13 protein-coding genes are annotated in these 14610 nt (G+C 64.1%); 7 read left to right on the top strand and 6 right to left on the bottom strand.

Annotated elements, in window-relative coordinates:
- Nucleotides 1–55: 55 nt before the first annotated feature.
- The 4 genes from FJ974_RS14455 to FJ974_RS14440 form a co-directional block, all read right to left on the bottom strand.
- Complete coding sequence (locus FJ974_RS14455) at nucleotides 56–1078, bottom strand: acyltransferase family protein (RefSeq protein WP_140537344.1); 1023 nt, start codon at nucleotides 1076–1078, stop codon at nucleotides 56–58.
- Nucleotides 1079–1287: 209 nt separating this feature from the next.
- Nucleotides 1288–2085, bottom strand: coding sequence for an FAD binding domain-containing protein (locus FJ974_RS14450; protein WP_140537346.1), 798 nt, complete (start codon nucleotides 2083–2085; stop codon nucleotides 1288–1290).
- A 119-nt stretch (nucleotides 2086–2204) separates the two neighbouring features.
- Nucleotides 2205–4550 carry a xanthine dehydrogenase family protein molybdopterin-binding subunit gene (locus FJ974_RS14445; protein ID WP_140537348.1) on the bottom strand — a complete coding sequence of 782 codons (2346 nt, stop codon included), beginning with the start codon at nucleotides 4548–4550 and terminating at the stop codon, nucleotides 2205–2207.
- 103 nt (nucleotides 4551–4653) lie between these two features.
- On the bottom strand, nucleotides 4654–5154 hold the full coding sequence (locus FJ974_RS14440; RefSeq protein WP_140537349.1) for a (2Fe-2S)-binding protein: 501 nt from the start codon (nucleotides 5152–5154) through the stop codon (nucleotides 4654–4656).
- A gap of 188 nt (nucleotides 5155–5342) precedes the next feature.
- On the opposite strand from FJ974_RS14440, the gene FJ974_RS14435 reads away from it, so the two are divergent.
- On the top strand, nucleotides 5343–6599 hold the full coding sequence (locus FJ974_RS14435) for an FIST signal transduction protein (RefSeq protein ID WP_226891259.1): 1257 nt from the start codon (nucleotides 5343–5345) through the stop codon (nucleotides 6597–6599).
- Nucleotides 6600–6607: 8 nt separating this feature from the next.
- On the top strand, nucleotides 6608–7948 hold the full coding sequence (locus FJ974_RS14430; RefSeq protein WP_140537351.1) for a hybrid sensor histidine kinase/response regulator: 1341 nt from the start codon (nucleotides 6608–6610) through the stop codon (nucleotides 7946–7948).
- 371 nt (nucleotides 7949–8319) lie between these two features.
- Here the strand turns inward: FJ974_RS14430 and FJ974_RS14425 are convergent, their stop codons facing one another.
- On the bottom strand, nucleotides 8320–9003 hold the full coding sequence (locus FJ974_RS14425) for a response regulator (RefSeq protein ID WP_140537352.1): 684 nt from the start codon (nucleotides 9001–9003) through the stop codon (nucleotides 8320–8322).
- Between the two features lie 198 nt (nucleotides 9004–9201).
- On the opposite strand from FJ974_RS14425, the gene FJ974_RS14420 reads away from it, so the two are divergent.
- Genes FJ974_RS14420 through FJ974_RS14405 form a run of 4 tightly spaced genes read left to right on the top strand, consistent with a single transcriptional unit; the run spans nucleotide 9202 to nucleotide 12107 of the window.
- Nucleotides 9202–9900: a fumarylacetoacetate hydrolase family protein gene (locus tag FJ974_RS14420; RefSeq protein ID WP_140537354.1), complete on the top strand. Its 699-nt coding sequence runs from the start codon at nucleotides 9202–9204 to the stop codon at nucleotides 9898–9900.
- A 9-nt stretch (nucleotides 9901–9909) separates the two neighbouring features.
- Nucleotides 9910–10560, top strand: a complete 651-nt coding sequence (gene maiA, locus FJ974_RS14415; protein ID WP_140537355.1) for a maleylacetoacetate isomerase — start codon at nucleotides 9910–9912, stop codon at nucleotides 10558–10560.
- Nucleotides 10550–11029, top strand: a complete 480-nt coding sequence (locus tag FJ974_RS14410; RefSeq protein WP_140537357.1) for a DUF4262 domain-containing protein — start codon at nucleotides 10550–10552, stop codon at nucleotides 11027–11029. Before maiA ends, FJ974_RS14410 begins: the two co-directional genes overlap by 11 nt.
- 34 nt (nucleotides 11030–11063) lie before the next feature.
- Nucleotides 11064–12107 (top strand): zinc-dependent alcohol dehydrogenase family protein, encoded by a 1044-nt coding sequence (locus FJ974_RS14405; RefSeq protein WP_140537359.1) that lies wholly within the window; start codon nucleotides 11064–11066, stop codon nucleotides 12105–12107.
- 5 nt (nucleotides 12108–12112) lie between these two features.
- On the opposite strand, the gene FJ974_RS14400 is transcribed toward FJ974_RS14405, so the two are convergent.
- Nucleotides 12113–13006 (bottom strand): DMT family transporter, encoded by an 894-nt coding sequence (locus FJ974_RS14400; protein WP_140537361.1) that lies wholly within the window; start codon nucleotides 13004–13006, stop codon nucleotides 12113–12115.
- A 106-nt stretch (nucleotides 13007–13112) separates the two neighbouring features.
- Between FJ974_RS14400 and FJ974_RS14395 the strand changes: the two genes are divergently transcribed.
- A complete protein-coding gene (locus tag FJ974_RS14395) occupies nucleotides 13113–14516 on the top strand; it encodes a PLP-dependent aminotransferase family protein (RefSeq protein ID WP_140537362.1) in 1404 nt (467 codons plus the stop codon).
- The last annotated feature ends 94 nt before the right edge of the window (nucleotides 14517–14610 follow it).

Below are 14610 nucleotides of genomic sequence, written 5' to 3'. Positions count from 1 at the left end.
TTCCAGGAAAAAGGGTGAAACGGTTTCCATCTGGAATTGCGTCGAAACAAGGACCTCACCAATTGCGGTTGAGCCAGCCGCGGGCGGGCTTTTCAACGATGTAGTAGCTGCAGAGCGCGCAGGCGAAGACCGCGGCCAGCATCGGGATCGCCGCGCTGCCCCGCTCGTCGACGAATTTGTAAAAAGGCTGCTGCCAGAGATAGAGCGAATAGGACCACAGGCCGAGCATCACCATCGGCCGCGATGACAACAGTCCGGTAAGATAGTTGCCGGCGAAGTCGAGCGCGTTGACGGCGAGCGCCAGCAGCGGCACGCCCAGCAGGTAATGCACCGGCGTCGGCACCGGATTGAGGAACAGCAAAACCGAGCCGGCGCCTGCCACAAGCGCCACATGCGGGCTCTGCAGGAAAGCCGGCAGGCGCCCGCCAGCCTTGAGCAGGCAGATCGAGGCCGACAGCAGGATCGAGGCGATATGCACGTCGGTGCGCCAGTAGCTGGTCTCGTAATGCATGCCGAGAACCCAGTACGAAACGGCACCGTTGGCCATCGCCAGCAGCGACAGGATCACCAGAAGCCTCACGACATTCGCCCGCCCCGACACTGCCACGCTGATCAGCGCCAGGGTGATATAGGCGTGCTCCTCGACGCAGAGCGACCAGATATGGTCGAGCGCGCCGGCGCGGGTGATCAGAATGCCGGCATAATTGTAGGTAAAAGTCAGCGCCGCCAGCGCCGCCTTCCATTTGAAGGCGATATATGTGCCGGCAAGTCCGATCATGGCGGCAATCACGAACAAAAGCAGCGCCGGATAGATGCGCGAGAAGCGGCGCTTGAAGAACTTCTTCAGCGGAAAGCGTTCGATGAACAGGATCTCGCCCATCAGCCGGCCGCTGAGCACGAAGAAGAACTCGACGCCAAGCACGCCGAGATTGATCCCGGGGACGGGGAAGAAATGGCCGATCAGCACCAGTGCGATCGACAGGCCGCGCCAGCCGTCGAGATAGGCCAGCCTCTCTCTTGCCGCCCGGTCGACTGCGGCCCGCGGCAGGGCAACAGACGCTGCGGAGATGTCGGTCATGCCGTTCCTTCGCAACTCGAGATCCGAATGCAGCGCGGATGGCCGCGCTCCGGACCCGCCTCGTAACTCCGCCCCATTTATTTTGCAGTGCGGGATAAGTTTGTGCAAGTGCGAAGCTGCGGTCTGGCCGGTATTCCCCGGCAAGCTGTTGTGGCTGCAAAAGAAAAAGGGGCCGCGACGGCCCCTTTTTCTCGCTTGACCGGGAGCGTTCAGGCGTTGGCCGCGGCCACCGCGCGCTTCGCCATCACCGCGATCAGGCTGGCGCGGTAGTCGGCCGAGGCATGGATGTCGCTCATCATGCCCTTTGCCGGCACCTTCACGCCGTGGAGCGCGGAGGCGTCGAAATTCTTCGCCAGCGCCGCCTCGATGTCCTTCGCTCGGAAGACGCCGTCTTCGCCGGCGCCGGTGACCGCGACCCGCACCCCATCCTTGCCCTTGGCGACGAACACGCCGACGATGGCGTAGCGCGAGGCCGGGTTGCGGAATTTCTGGTAGGCTGCCTTGGCCGGCGCGGTGAAAGTCACCGCGGTGATGATCTCGCCGTCCTTCAGCGCCGTCTCGAACAGCCCCTTGAAGAATTTGTCTGCGGCGATCTCGCGCTTGTTGGTGACGATGGTGGCATCAAGCGCCAGCAGTGCTGCCGGATAGTCGGCCGCCGGATCGTTGTTGGCGATCGAGCCGCCGATCGTGCCCTTGTAACGCACGGCCGGATCGCCGATTAGCGATGCCATATGGACAAGCGCCGGACAGGCCTTTTTCAGCTTCTCGCTGCTGGAGACATCGTAGTGCGTCGTGGCCGCGCCGATGGTGATTGTCTTGCCGGACACCTCGATGCCCTGAAGGTCCTTCAGGCGCGACACGTCGACCAGGTCGGAGGGAGCCGCGAGCCGAGTCTTCATCGCCGGGATCAGCGTCATGCCGCCGGAAAGCAGCTTCGCGTCGCCATTCTTCAACAGCTTGGCTGCGTCGGCGACCGAGGTGGCGCGGTGGTAGTTGACTGCGTACATGGGATCCTCCCCTAAAGTGGTTAGGCAGTAGTGAGTAGGAAGTAGGAAGTAGTCAGTAGTGAAAAGCGGCCGCCATGATGAAGCGCGTCCGTATTCCCTACTCACTACTGACTACTCACTCATTTCTTCGCCCTTATCGCCTTCCATACCCTCGACGGCGTCGCCGGCATGGCGATGTCGGCGACGCCGAGTGCATCGGTGACGGCGTTGATCACCGCCGGCGGCGAGCCGATGGCGCCGGCCTCGCCGCAGCCCTTGATGCCGAGCGGATTGCCGGGGCAAGGCGTGTTCGAGGTCGAGACGCTGAACGACGGCAGGTCGGCCGCGCGGGGCATCGTATAATCCATATAGCTTGCCGTCAGCAGTTGTCCGCTGGCGTCGTAATGCACGCCTTCCAGCAGCGCCTGGCCGATGCCTTGCGCAATACCGCCATGCACCTGGCCCTCGACGATCATCGGATTGATGATGTTGCCGAAATCATCCGCCGCGACGAACTGGACGATCTCGGTCACGCCGGTTTCCGGATCGATCTCGACCTCGCAGATGTAGCAGCCGGCCGGGAAGGTGAAGTTGGACGGATCGTAGAAAGCCGTCTCCTTCAATCCCGGCTCCATGCCTGCCGGCAGATTGTGGGCGGTGTAGGCGGCAAGCGCCACCTGGAACCAGGGCAGGCTCTTGTCGGTGCCGGCGACCTTGACCTCGCCGTTCTCGATGACGATGTCGCCCTCGTCGGCTTCCAGCAGATGGGCAGCGATCTTCTTCGCCTTGGCCTCGACCTTGTCGAGCGCCTTGGCGACCGCCGACATGCCGACGGCGCCCGAGCGCGAGCCGTAGGTGCCCATGCCCATCTGCACCTTGTCGGTATCGCCATGGACGATCGAGACGGACTCGATCGGCACGCCGAAGCGCTGGTTGACCAATTGCGCGAAGGTCGTCTCATGGCCCTGGCCATGGCTGTGCGAGCCGGTCAGCACCTCGATCGTGCCGGCGGCGTTGACGCGCACCTCGGCCGATTCCCAAAGGCCGACGCCGGCGCCGAGCGAGCCGACCGCCGACGACGGGGCAAGGCCGCAGGCTTCGATATAGTTGCTCATGCCGATGCCGCGCAGCTTGCCTCTCCTGGCGGCGTCCGCCTTGCGGCCGGGGAAGCCGGCATAATCGGCGGCCTTCATCGCCGCATCGAGCGAGGCGGCATAATCGCCGGCGTCATAGGCCAATATCACCGGGGTCTGGTGCGGAAACGAGGTGATGAAGTTCTTGCGCCTGAGCACGGCCGGCGACACATCAAGCTCGCGCGCGGCCGTCTCCATGGTGCGCTCAAGCAGGTAGGTGGCTTCCGGCCGCCCCGCCCCGCGATAGGCATCGACGGGTGCGGTGTTGGTGTAGACGGTGCGCACATTGGCGTGGATCGCCGGAATGTCGTACTGCCCCGACAGAAGCGTCGCGTAGAGATAGGTCGGCACGCAGGACGAGAACAGCGACATATAGGCGCCGAGATTGGCGATCGTGTCGACCCTTAGGCCGGTGATCCGGTTGTCCTTGTCGAAGGCCATTTCCACCATCGAGACGTGGTCGCGGCCATGCGCGTCGGACAGGAAGCTTTCGGTGCGGTCGGCCACCCATTTGACCGGCACGCCGGTCTTCTTCGACGCCCACAGGCAGACGATCTCTTCCGGATAGATGTAGATCTTCGAGCCGAAGCCGCCGCCGACGTCTGGCGCGATGACACGGAGCTTGTTTTCCGGCGCGACATTGTAGAAGGCGCTCATCACCAGCCGCGCCAGATGCGGGTTCTGCGACGTTGTCCAGCAGGTATAGTGGTCCTCGGCCTTGTCGTAATGGCCAAGTGCTGCCCTGGGCTCTATGGCGTTCGGCACCAGCCGGTTGTTGACGATCTTCATCCGTGTGACGTGAGCAGCCGCCGCAATCGCCGCATCGGTCGCCTTGGCGTCACCAATCTCCCAGTCGAAGATCAGATTGTTCTCAGCCTCGGCGTGGATCTGCGGCGCTCCCTTTTCCAGCGCCTTGGTGGCCTCGACCACGGCCTTCAGTTCCTTGTAGGTGATATCGACCGCTTCCGCCGCGTCGCGCGCCTGGCCCTTGGTGTCGGCCACCACGATCACGACGGCATCGCCGACATAGCGCACCTTATCGACGGCCAGCGGCGACCAGGCGCCCATCTTCATCGGCGAGCCGTCCTTTGAGTGGATCATCCAGCCGCAGATCAGGTTGCCGATGCCGTCGGCCTTGAGCTCCTTGCCGGTCAGCACGCCGATGACGCCGGGCATCGCTTGCGCCTTCTTGACGTCGATCTTCTTAATCTCGGCATGGGCGTGCGGGCTGCGCACGAACACGGCATGCTTCATGCCGGGCACCACCATGTCGTCGACATAGCGCCCGCCGCCGGTGATGAACCTCTTGTCTTCCTTGCGCGCCACGCGAGCGCCGACACCTTCGATACCCATGGAATTCCTCCGGAATTAGGGGAGTAGGGCAGTAGGGGAGTAAGGCAGTAGGGAAATCGGTGTGTCTTCACCTACTCCCTTACTGCCCTACTCCCTTAGTCCCCTAAGCAGCCTGCTTCGCCTTACCCTTCGCCCCCGTCGCCATCGCTTGCGATGCAGCGAGGATCGCCTTGACGATGTTATGGTAGCCGGTGCAGCGGCAGATGTTGCCGTCGAGCTCGGCGCGCACGGTGGCCTCGTCGAGGCCTTCCGGATGGTGCGCGATCATGTCGGTCGCCGCCATGATCATGCCCGGCGTGCAGAAGCCGCATTGCAGTCCGTGATGCTGCTTGAACGCCGCCTGCACCGGGTGCAGATCGGCGCCGTTTGCCAGCCCCTCTATGGTCACGATGGTCGACCCCGAAGCCTGGACGGCGAGCATCGTGCAGGATTTCACGGCTCTGCCGTCGACATGCACGACGCAGGCGCCGCATTGCGAGGTATCGCAGCCGACATGCGTGCCGGTGAGGCCAAGGTTCTCTCTCAGGAAATGCACAAGCAGAGTTCGGTCCTCGGCCGCCCCGCTGACCCGCTTCCCGTTCACAGTCAACGCTATTTCCGACATGAAACCTCCCTGGGTATTACCTCGGTTCGTCCAGCCGCCGGCATGTTCCGAGCGCTGCGGCAATCCCTCCATCCGCAATGCACCGCAAACGTGTCTTGAGACCTCCCGGCGATGCGAGAATGCAGTTCGCTCGAAACGCCGCATATTGTACTTTCGGTCACGCCCGATTGCGGCAGCCCATTGCCAAAATGAGTGGCGAAGACAACAATGATTTCGACGCCCGCGTGCCCGACACGCACAAAAACAGCGTCGAAGGAAATGCGGGAGAGAAGCAACTGGCCAGTTCGAGCACGCGCTACGCATGCGGCCTCTCGGCGCTTACCACTGACGAGCGCGACGCCGGCGCCTTTGCCCGGGCAATCGCGGCCGAGGCGGCAAAGATCGACGCCGGCTTCGCGCTGCTGTTCTTCTCCCAGAGTCTGGTCGACGCGGCAGCGCTTTCGCAGGCGCTGGAGACCCATGCGCCTGCGCTTGCCTATGCCGGCTGCTCGACCGCCGGCGAGATCACCCCGCAAGGCCTGGAGGAAGGCCATGTCCTTGCCCTGCTCCTGCCGTCGGCGTCGTTCTCGACCGCCAGCACCATGGTCGAAAACCTGTCCTCGTCCGGCATGGACAGGATCACCGGCGAGGTCGCCGGCCTGAGGCGCCTGCTGCGCGGCCGCGCCGGCTATGAAGGGACAAAGGGCACGTTCGCGCTCTGCTTCATCGATGGCTTGTCCTACGCCGAGGAAGCGGTGACCTCGGCCATCCACTGGGGGCTGGACGACATCCCGCTGATCGGCGGCTCGGCCGGCGACGACCTGAAGTTCGAAACGACATGCCTGATCTCGAACGGCAAGGTCGCTTCCGACAGCGCCGTCATCGTGCTGATCGCCACCGAGATCCCTTTCCACGTCTTCAAGACCGATAATTTCACTCCGACCGACGAGAAGCTGGTGGTGACGGCTTCCGATCCCGACCATCGCATCGTGCGCGAGTTCAACGCCACCAATGCCGCCGAGGAATATGCGGCCTCCGTCGGCATCGTGCCGCAGACGTTGACGCCGCTGAGCTTTGCTTCCCATCCGGTGGTGGTGAAGGTGGGCGGCGAATATTACTGCCGCTCGATCCAGCGCATGCATCCCGACGGCTCGCTGTCGTTCTTCTGCGCCATCGACGACGGCGTCGTGCTCTCCATCGCCCAGCCGAAGAACATGGTGGAATCCACGCGCGCCGCGCTCGAAGACGTCAGCGACAGGTTGGGCGGCATCGACATGATCCTCGGCTTCGACTGCGTGCTGCGCCGGCTCGATGCCCGCAACCGCCAGGTTTTTCGCGACATTTCCGAGCTCTACCGGGTCAACAACGTCATCGGCTTCGGCACCTATGGCGAGCAGTACCGCTCGATGCATCTCAACCAGACTTTCACCGGCATCGCGTTCGGCGAACGCCAGGCGGCCGAATAGGCTTCGCCATGCCGCTGCGCGACATCAACGACCTGGAAAAGCTGAAGAAGATCAACGCGGCGCTGGTCAGCCGCGTCGAGCGCTCGATGGATCAGCAAGGCAATGCCTTCTCGTTGTTCCAGACCGCGATCTCGCTGGAAAACCGGGTGCGCACCCGCACCGAGGAACTGAATGCCACCTTGCGCCGGCTCGAGCGGTCAAACATAGACCTCAGCGCCGCCAAGGAGACGGCCGAGCTGGCGAACCTGTCGAAGACAAGGTTCCTTGCCGCCGCCAGTCATGACGTGCTGCAACCGCTGAACGCGGCGCATCTGTCGGTCTCGGCCTTGGCCGAGGTGCAGACCAGCGAGGAAGGCAAAAAACTGGTCCGCCAGGTCGAGCGCTCGCTGGAGACGATGGAAGACCTGCTGCGCACCTTGCTCGATATCTCCAAGCTCGACGCCGGCGTGGTGCAGGCCGAGATCGGCGACGTCAGCCTGGAGGCGCTGTTTTCCTCGCTGCGCTCGGATTTCCTGCCGGAGGCTGAGATGAAGGGGTTGAGCCTGAAATTCCGGCCAGTCAACGTCGTCGTGCGCTCCGACCGCACGCTGCTGCGCCGCATCCTGCAAAACATCCTCTCCAACGCGTTGCGCTATACCCGCTCCGGCGGCGTGCTGGTCGGCACCAGGCATCGCGGCGACACCATCCGCATCGACGTCGCCGACACCGGCTGCGGCATCCCCGACGAGCAGCGCGAGGCGGTGTTCGAGGAATTCCATCGCGGCATCTCGACGCTTGCCGATGCCGGGCTTGCCGGCGGCCTCGGCCTCGGCCTCGCCATCGTGCGCCGCATGGCGGCCGCGCTCGGCCATCCGGTGACATTCTCATCCAGGGTCGGGCGCGGCACGATTTTTCACATCGACGTGCCGGTCGGCATGGGCGCGGCGGCTGATCTGGCAGCAGGCGGCGCCGATATGGAACGGCCGCGCGGCTACGGCCTGTTCGGCACCAAGGTTCTGCTGGTCGAGAACGACGCCGACGTGCTCGGCGCCATGACTTCGCTGCTCGAGCGCTGGCAATGCCAGGTGCGCGCCGCGACCTCGACAGACGATGCGCTCGACCTGCTCGGCGACACCGCCTGGGTGCCGGACATCGTCATCGCCGATCAGCATCTCGACGGCGGCGATCTCGGCACCGCGACAATAGCCGAGGTGCGCGATTATCTTGCCCGCCCGGTGCCGGCGCTGATCGTCACCGCCGACGGCTCGGACGCCGTCGCCAAGGCCGCGCGGGCCGCCGGCATCGAGCTGATGCGCAAGCCGCTGAAGCCCGCGCAATTGCGCGCGCTGCTGGCGCATCTTCTGGCTTAGTTCCTCAACACAGGAGTTTGAAGGATTGCGGGCTTGTCAGCGGGCAAGATTCTCAACGCCCGTTGGATAGTCGGCGCAAACGTTGGCGACGAGCTGAAGGCTCCTGGACCTCGTCATTCTAGGGCGGAGCAAGGAGCGCAGCGACGCGCGCAGACCCTAGAATCCATGCCGTTACCTCGACCGAAATGTGCAACGGCGCAGAATTCTGGACCGCCGCAGCGCTTCCATGTCACGGAATGGATCCTCGGGTCTGCGCGCGTCGCTGCGCTCCTTGCTCCGCCCGTGGATGACGATAGTGATGGGCGTTTCAGCCAAACGCCAAGGCGGGATCTGCCGACGCACGCATAGCCAACAGCGACGAGAATTATCCCTCAAAACCCCGCCTGATCCCTGAACAACTCCGCATTGTCCAGCTTCGACACCTCGATCACCGCCTGCGTGCGGCTGTAGACGTTGAGTTTGCGCAGGATCTCCGAGACATGTGCCTTGACGGTGGTCTCGCCCACCTGCAGCTCATAGGCGATCTGCTTGTTCAGCATCCCCTGGCGCAGCATCTGCAGCACGCGTAGTTGCTGCGGCGTCAGCTTGGCCAGGCGCTGCACCATGTCGGCGCGGTCGGCACTGTCGGCGTCCGGCGGCTGGCCCTCATAGGTTTCCGGCACGTAGATGGCGCCGTCCATCACCGAGCGTATGGCGTTGGCCAGGTCGGTCTTGCGCGCCGATTTCGGGATGAAGCCGGCGGCGCCGTAGGACAGCGCCTCGGAAATGATCTTCGGCTCCTCATAGCCGGACACGACCACCACCGGCAGGCGCGGATAGCGGGTTCTGAGCTGCAATAGACCTTCGAAACCGTGCACGTCGGGCATGCTCAAGTCGAGCAGCGCTAGGTCGAACGGCTTGGCCTCGGAAAGAAGGTCGAGCGCCTCGGCGATCGAGCGCGCCTCGACCGTGTCGACATCCGGATAGGCCATCTGCACGGCGCTGTGCAGCGCCTCGCGAAACAGCGGGTGGTCGTCGATGATCAGGAAGCGGGCGCGATCGTTGACGGCGGTCATGGCTTCAGTTCGGCGGCATCGGTTCGGTTTTGTCGGGCACAGGATAGTCCCGCGAGCATGGCCAGATTATTGCCAAATAGTACATCGCCAACTCGACGCAGCGACAGGGCCAATGCTTTCGCGGCCGTCATGCCTTGCCCGGCCGCCGAAATGGGCCGAATGTGCTTAACGGAACCATACCCCGATGCAGAGACACCGATGACAGACTTCGTCCTTCCGCCGCCGGCGATCGCCTCGGTTGCCATTGCCGGCTCGGCGGAGCGGTTTGCCGTGCGCCGCATCTTCTGCGTCGGCCGCAACTATGCGGCGCATGCGCGCGAGCTCGGCAATGACGAGCGCGACCCGCCCTTCTTCTTCACCAAGCCGGCCGACGCCGTGGTCGACAGCGGCGCCGAGATCCCCTACCCGCCGCTGACAACCAACCTGCATCACGAGATCGAGCTGGTCGTCGCCATCGGCAAGGCGGGCTTTCGCATCCGACGCGACCGGGCGCTCGATCATGTCTGGGGCTATGGCGTCGGCATTGATCTCACCCGCCGCGACCTGCAGGACCAGGCCAAGAAAGCGGCCAGGCCGTGGGACTGGTCGAAGGCCTTCGACCGCTCCGCGCCTTGCGGGCCGCTCGTTGCGGCGCAGAAGTCGGGCCATCCCGAAAAGGGCCGCATCTGGCTCGCCGTCGACGGCGAGGTGAAACAGGATGGCGATCTCGCCGAACTGATCTGGCCGGTCGCCGACATCGTCTCGACCTGCAGCGAGGCAGTGGAACTCGAACCGGGCGACCTGATCTTCACCGGCACGCCGGCCGGCGTCGGCGCGGTCAGGCCGGGGCAGACAATGACCGGCGGCGTCGACGGCATCGGCACCATCGAGATCGCCATCGGCCAGCCGAGAGCGTGACCCAGTCCGATGAGCAACCTCGTCCTCCACAACTACTACCGCTCCTCCACCTCCTACCGGGTGCGGATCGCGCTGGAGATGAAGGGGCTGACCTATACCTATGTGCCGCATCACCTGCGTCACGGCGAGCATCTGGAAGCCACCTATCTCGCGGTCAATCCGCAAGGGCTGGTGCCGGCGCTGGTGCTCGACGACGGCACGCTTTTGACGCAGTCGCTGGCGATCGTCGAATATCTCGACGAGATCGCGCCCGAACCGCCGCTGCTGCCGAAGGATGCGCTGGGACGCGCGCGCGTCAGGATGCTGGCGCAGATGATCGCCTGCGATATCCATCCGGTGAACAATCTGCGTGTGCTGACGTCGCTGCGCACCGTGTTCGGCGCAGGCGACCAGGACGTCGTCAACTGGTTCCGGCACTGGGTGAACGAAGGTTTCCAGCCGCTTGAAAAGATTCTGGCCACATCACCGCCGACGGGCGCATTCTGCCATGGCGATGCGCCGGGCTTGGCCGACATCTGCCTTGCCGCCCAAGTCACCAACAACGCGCGCTTTGGCGTCGACATGACGCCCTATCCGGTGATCTCGCGCATCCACGCAGCCTGCATGGCGCTGCCGGCGTTCCAGAGGGCATCTCCTGAGAAACAGATCGATGCTGAATAGAGAAGTCACGGACCCGGACGAGGCCAAGGCGCTCGCCGATATCGAAGAGTATGGCTGCCATATCCTCTATGTGCTGGAGGACGACGAGCATCCGCCATTCGCTTACTCGGTGGGGATAGAGCACAATTTCAAAGTCCCTGAATTGGTTGTAATAGGGCTAAAGCCAAAGCTTTCCCTGACCATCATCAACGAGTATTGCCGACGAGTGCGCGGTGGTGAGCAGTTCAATGTCGGAGAGCGAGCTTCGGGGTTCCTGGGAGGTGGCTTCGACTGTCAGTTCGGCGCTGTTCATCCAGACCACTATCCCGAGTTTTTCGGTTGGGATATCTGGTTCTACGATGGTCCGGATTTCCGAGTCATGCAGCTTGTCTATCCCACGACCTCTGGTGTTTGGCCGTGGGATGTCGAAGCCGACGAATGGTTTCGCGAACGGCAGCCGCTCCTCGACGAACCGCCATCGCTAAGCTGACGCATTCTGAACTGAGAAATATGAAGGCAATTCCATGAAAGCTGTCGTCTTCGAGAAATTCGGCGAAACGCCGACGATCCAGACCGTTCCCGATCCGAAGCCGGCTGCCGAAGGCGTCGTCATCAAGGTCGAGGCAACCGGGCTGTGCCGCAGCGACTGGCATGGCTGGATGGGGCATGACGACGACATCCGGTTGCCGCACGTGCCCGGCCACGAACTTGCTGGCGTCGTCGTGGCCGTCGGCAAGCAGGTGACCCGCTGGAAGGCCGGCGACCGCGTCACCGTGCCGTTCGTCGGCGGCTGCGGCCGCTGCTTCGAATGCACGTCGGGCAACCACCAGGTCTGCGAGCACCAGTTCCAGCCCGGCTTCACCGCCTGGGGTTCGTTCGCCGAATATGTCGCCATCGATTTCGCCGACACCAATCTGGTGCGCCTGCCCGATGAGATGGAGTTCGCCACCGCCGCCAGCCTTGGCTGCCGCTTTGTCACCTCGTTTCGCGCCATTGTCGATCAGGGCCGCGTGACACCGGGCGAATGGGTCGCCGTGCACGGCTGCGGCGGCGTCGGCCTGTCGGCTATCATGATCGCCAGCGCCATGGGCGCCAATGTGATCGCCATCGACCTCACCGACGAGAAGCTGGAGTTCGCCAAAAAGATCGGCGCGGTGGCGACCATCAATGCCTCCACGACGCCCAATGTCGTCAAGGCCGTCAAGCAGATCACCAATGGCGGCGCCCATATGTCGATGGACGCGCTCGGCCACCCGACCACCTCGTTCAACTCGATCGCCAATCTGCGCCGCCGCGGCCGCCACGTTCAGGTCGGCCTGATGCTGGGCGAGCACGCCAAGGCCGCGGTGCCGATGAGCAAGATCATCGCCTTCGAACTCGAAATCCTAGGCAGCCACGGCATCCAGGCCTACCGCTATCCGGCACTGATGGAGATGATCCGCGCCGGCAAGCTGAAGCCGGAGCTGCTGGTCGGCAAGAAGATCAGCCTCGAGGAAGCGCCCGCCGCGCTGATGGCGATGGGCGGTTTCGAGGGCATCGGCATCGGTGTGGTGACGAAGTTTCAGTAACGCGGTCAGCTCGCGCGCGCCTGCCGCGGCACATCCTGCTTCGCAAACTTCTTCGCTCCGAACACGCACGCCACCACGCCGAGCGTGACGACAATCATCAGCGGGCTGACCTGCTCGTGCAGCAGCGTCGCCGCCAGCGCCAGGCCAAAGAAGGGCTGCAGCAACTGCAGTTGGCCGACGGCCGCGATGCCGCCTTGCGCAAGGCCGCGATACCAGAACACGAAGCCGATCAGCATGCTGAACAGCGAGACATAGGCGAGGCCGATCCATGCGCCGGAACCGATGCCAGCAAAGGACGTTGGCAATGTCGCAAAAGTCAGCACCAGCATGACCGGCAGCGACAACACCAAGGCCCAGCAGATCACCTGCCAGCCGCCGAGCCTGCGCGACAGCGCAGCACCCTCCGCATAGCCCAGCCCGCACATGATGATGGCGCCCAGCATCAGGCCGTCGCCGACCGGCGACGCTGTCACGCCTTGCGACAGGGCAAAGCCCGCGACCAGCGCGCTGCCGAAGCATGAGAACAGCCAGAACGCCGGACGCGGCCGGTCGCCGCCGCGCAGCACCCCGAAGATCGCGGTCGCCAGCGGCAGCAGCCCGACGAAGATAATGGAATGGGCAGTGGTGATGTGCTCCAACGCCAGCGCCGTCAGCAAGGGAAAGCCGACGACCACGCCGAGTGCTACGACCACCAGCGAGACCATGTCTTCGCGCTGCGGACGCTGCTGCCGGAACACAAGCAGCATCGCCAGGCCAAGCAGCCCGGCAATCGCCGCGCGGGCCGACGTGAGAAACGTCGGATCGAAATCCATCACCGCCACATGCGTTGCCGGTAGCGAGCCGCTGAAGATCAGCACGCCGATGAATCCGTTCAGCCAGCCGCTCGCCGTCTTGTCCATTCCAGGCTCCGTTGTTTCCGCCCTCTATCAACCCGGCGGCTATGGCCTCGCCAGAGACAGTGGGGTACAATTCAACAAAACTGTAATGGCATTGCGGACAGTACAGATGGCGGAACTTGCCTTGCAAATCGATGGTGCGCGCACCCTCGTCGAGGGTGTGATGGCGACGATCCGTCACCGGATCGCGGCGCGCACGCTGACGCCCGGGGCCCGCCTGCCCTCGATCCGAGCGCTGGCCAAATCCTTGCAGGTTTCGAAATCAACTGTTGTCGAAGCCTATGAGCGTCTGGTCGCGGAGGGCACGATCCGCTCACGGCCTGGTTCCGGCTTCTACGCCGCCGGCCAGCTCGCGCCGCTGTCACTGGCCGAGATCGGCCCGCGGCTCGACCGCGCCGTCGATCCGCTCTGGGTGTCCAGGCAGTCTCTGGAGGCGGGCGAGGAAATGCTGAAGCCTGGCTGCGGCTGGCTGCCGGCCTCCTGGCTACCGCAGGCCGCGCTGCGCCAGGCATTGCGGGGCGCGGCGCGAGCCGACGATGCGGTGCTTGCCGATTACGGTACGCCGCTCGGCCTGCCGGCGCTGCGGCAGCTTCTCGCCCGCCGCGTGTCGGTGCACGGCGTCGAGGCTTCGCCCGACCAGATCATGCTCACCGAATCGGGCACCCAAGCCATCGACCTTCTGTGCCGCTTCCTGCTTGAACCGGGCGATACGGTACTGGTCGACGATCCCTGCTATTTCAACTTCCACGCGCTGCTGCGCGCCCATCGGGCCAAGGTCGTCTCCGTGCCCTACACGCCTTCCGGACCCGACATCGAGCTGTTCGCGCAGGCGCTCGCCGAACATCGGCCGCGCCTCTACATCACCAATTCCGGCATCCACAACCCGACCGGCGCGATCCTGTCTCCCGTCACCGCGCACCGGTTGCTCAAACTCGCCGACCAGGCGGAACTCACCATTGTCGAGGACGACATCTTCGCCGATTTCGAACACGCCCCTGCCCCGCGGCTTGCTGCCTTCGACGGGCTGCGGCATGTCGTACACATCGGCTCCTTTTCCAAGACGTTGTCCGCTTCCATACGCTGCGGCTTCATCGCGGCACCTCGCGACTGGATGGAGGGGCTGACCGACCTCAAGATCGCCACGAGTTTCGGCGGCGGACGCCTCTCATCCGAGCTTGTGCTGACGCTGCTGAAAGATGGCAGCTATCGCAAGCATGTCGAGCAGCTGCGCGCCCGGCTGTCGCGCGCCATGGCCGAGACCGCGGGCCGGCTGAAGGCGATGGGTATCGAGCCCTGGATCGACCAGCCTGCCGGCATGTTCCTGTGGTGTCGCCTGCCCGACGGCATCGACGCCGCCGATGTCGCCCGCCGCGCGCTGACGGACAACGTCGTGCTGGCGCCCGGCAACGCCTTCAGCCTGTCGCTCACCGCCAGCCGCTTCATGCGCTTCAACGTCGCCCAATGCGAGGACGAACAGATTTTCAAGGCGCTCGATAAAGCGATGGCAAATTGACGTATGCCCTGCCGGAAAACGGAGCGCCAAGAGACTGTTTCGAAATTCGCTCCGGCGAGGCATATGGTGGCGGTTTCGAGAACCTGCCTACGCC

The sequence above is a fragment of the Mesorhizobium sp. B1-1-8 genome (assembly GCF_006442795.2).
GTDB lineage: Bacteria > Pseudomonadota > Alphaproteobacteria > Rhizobiales > Rhizobiaceae > Mesorhizobium.
Note: the sequence above shows the minus strand (reverse complement) of the source record. Positions and strands in the feature narration are given on the sequence as shown.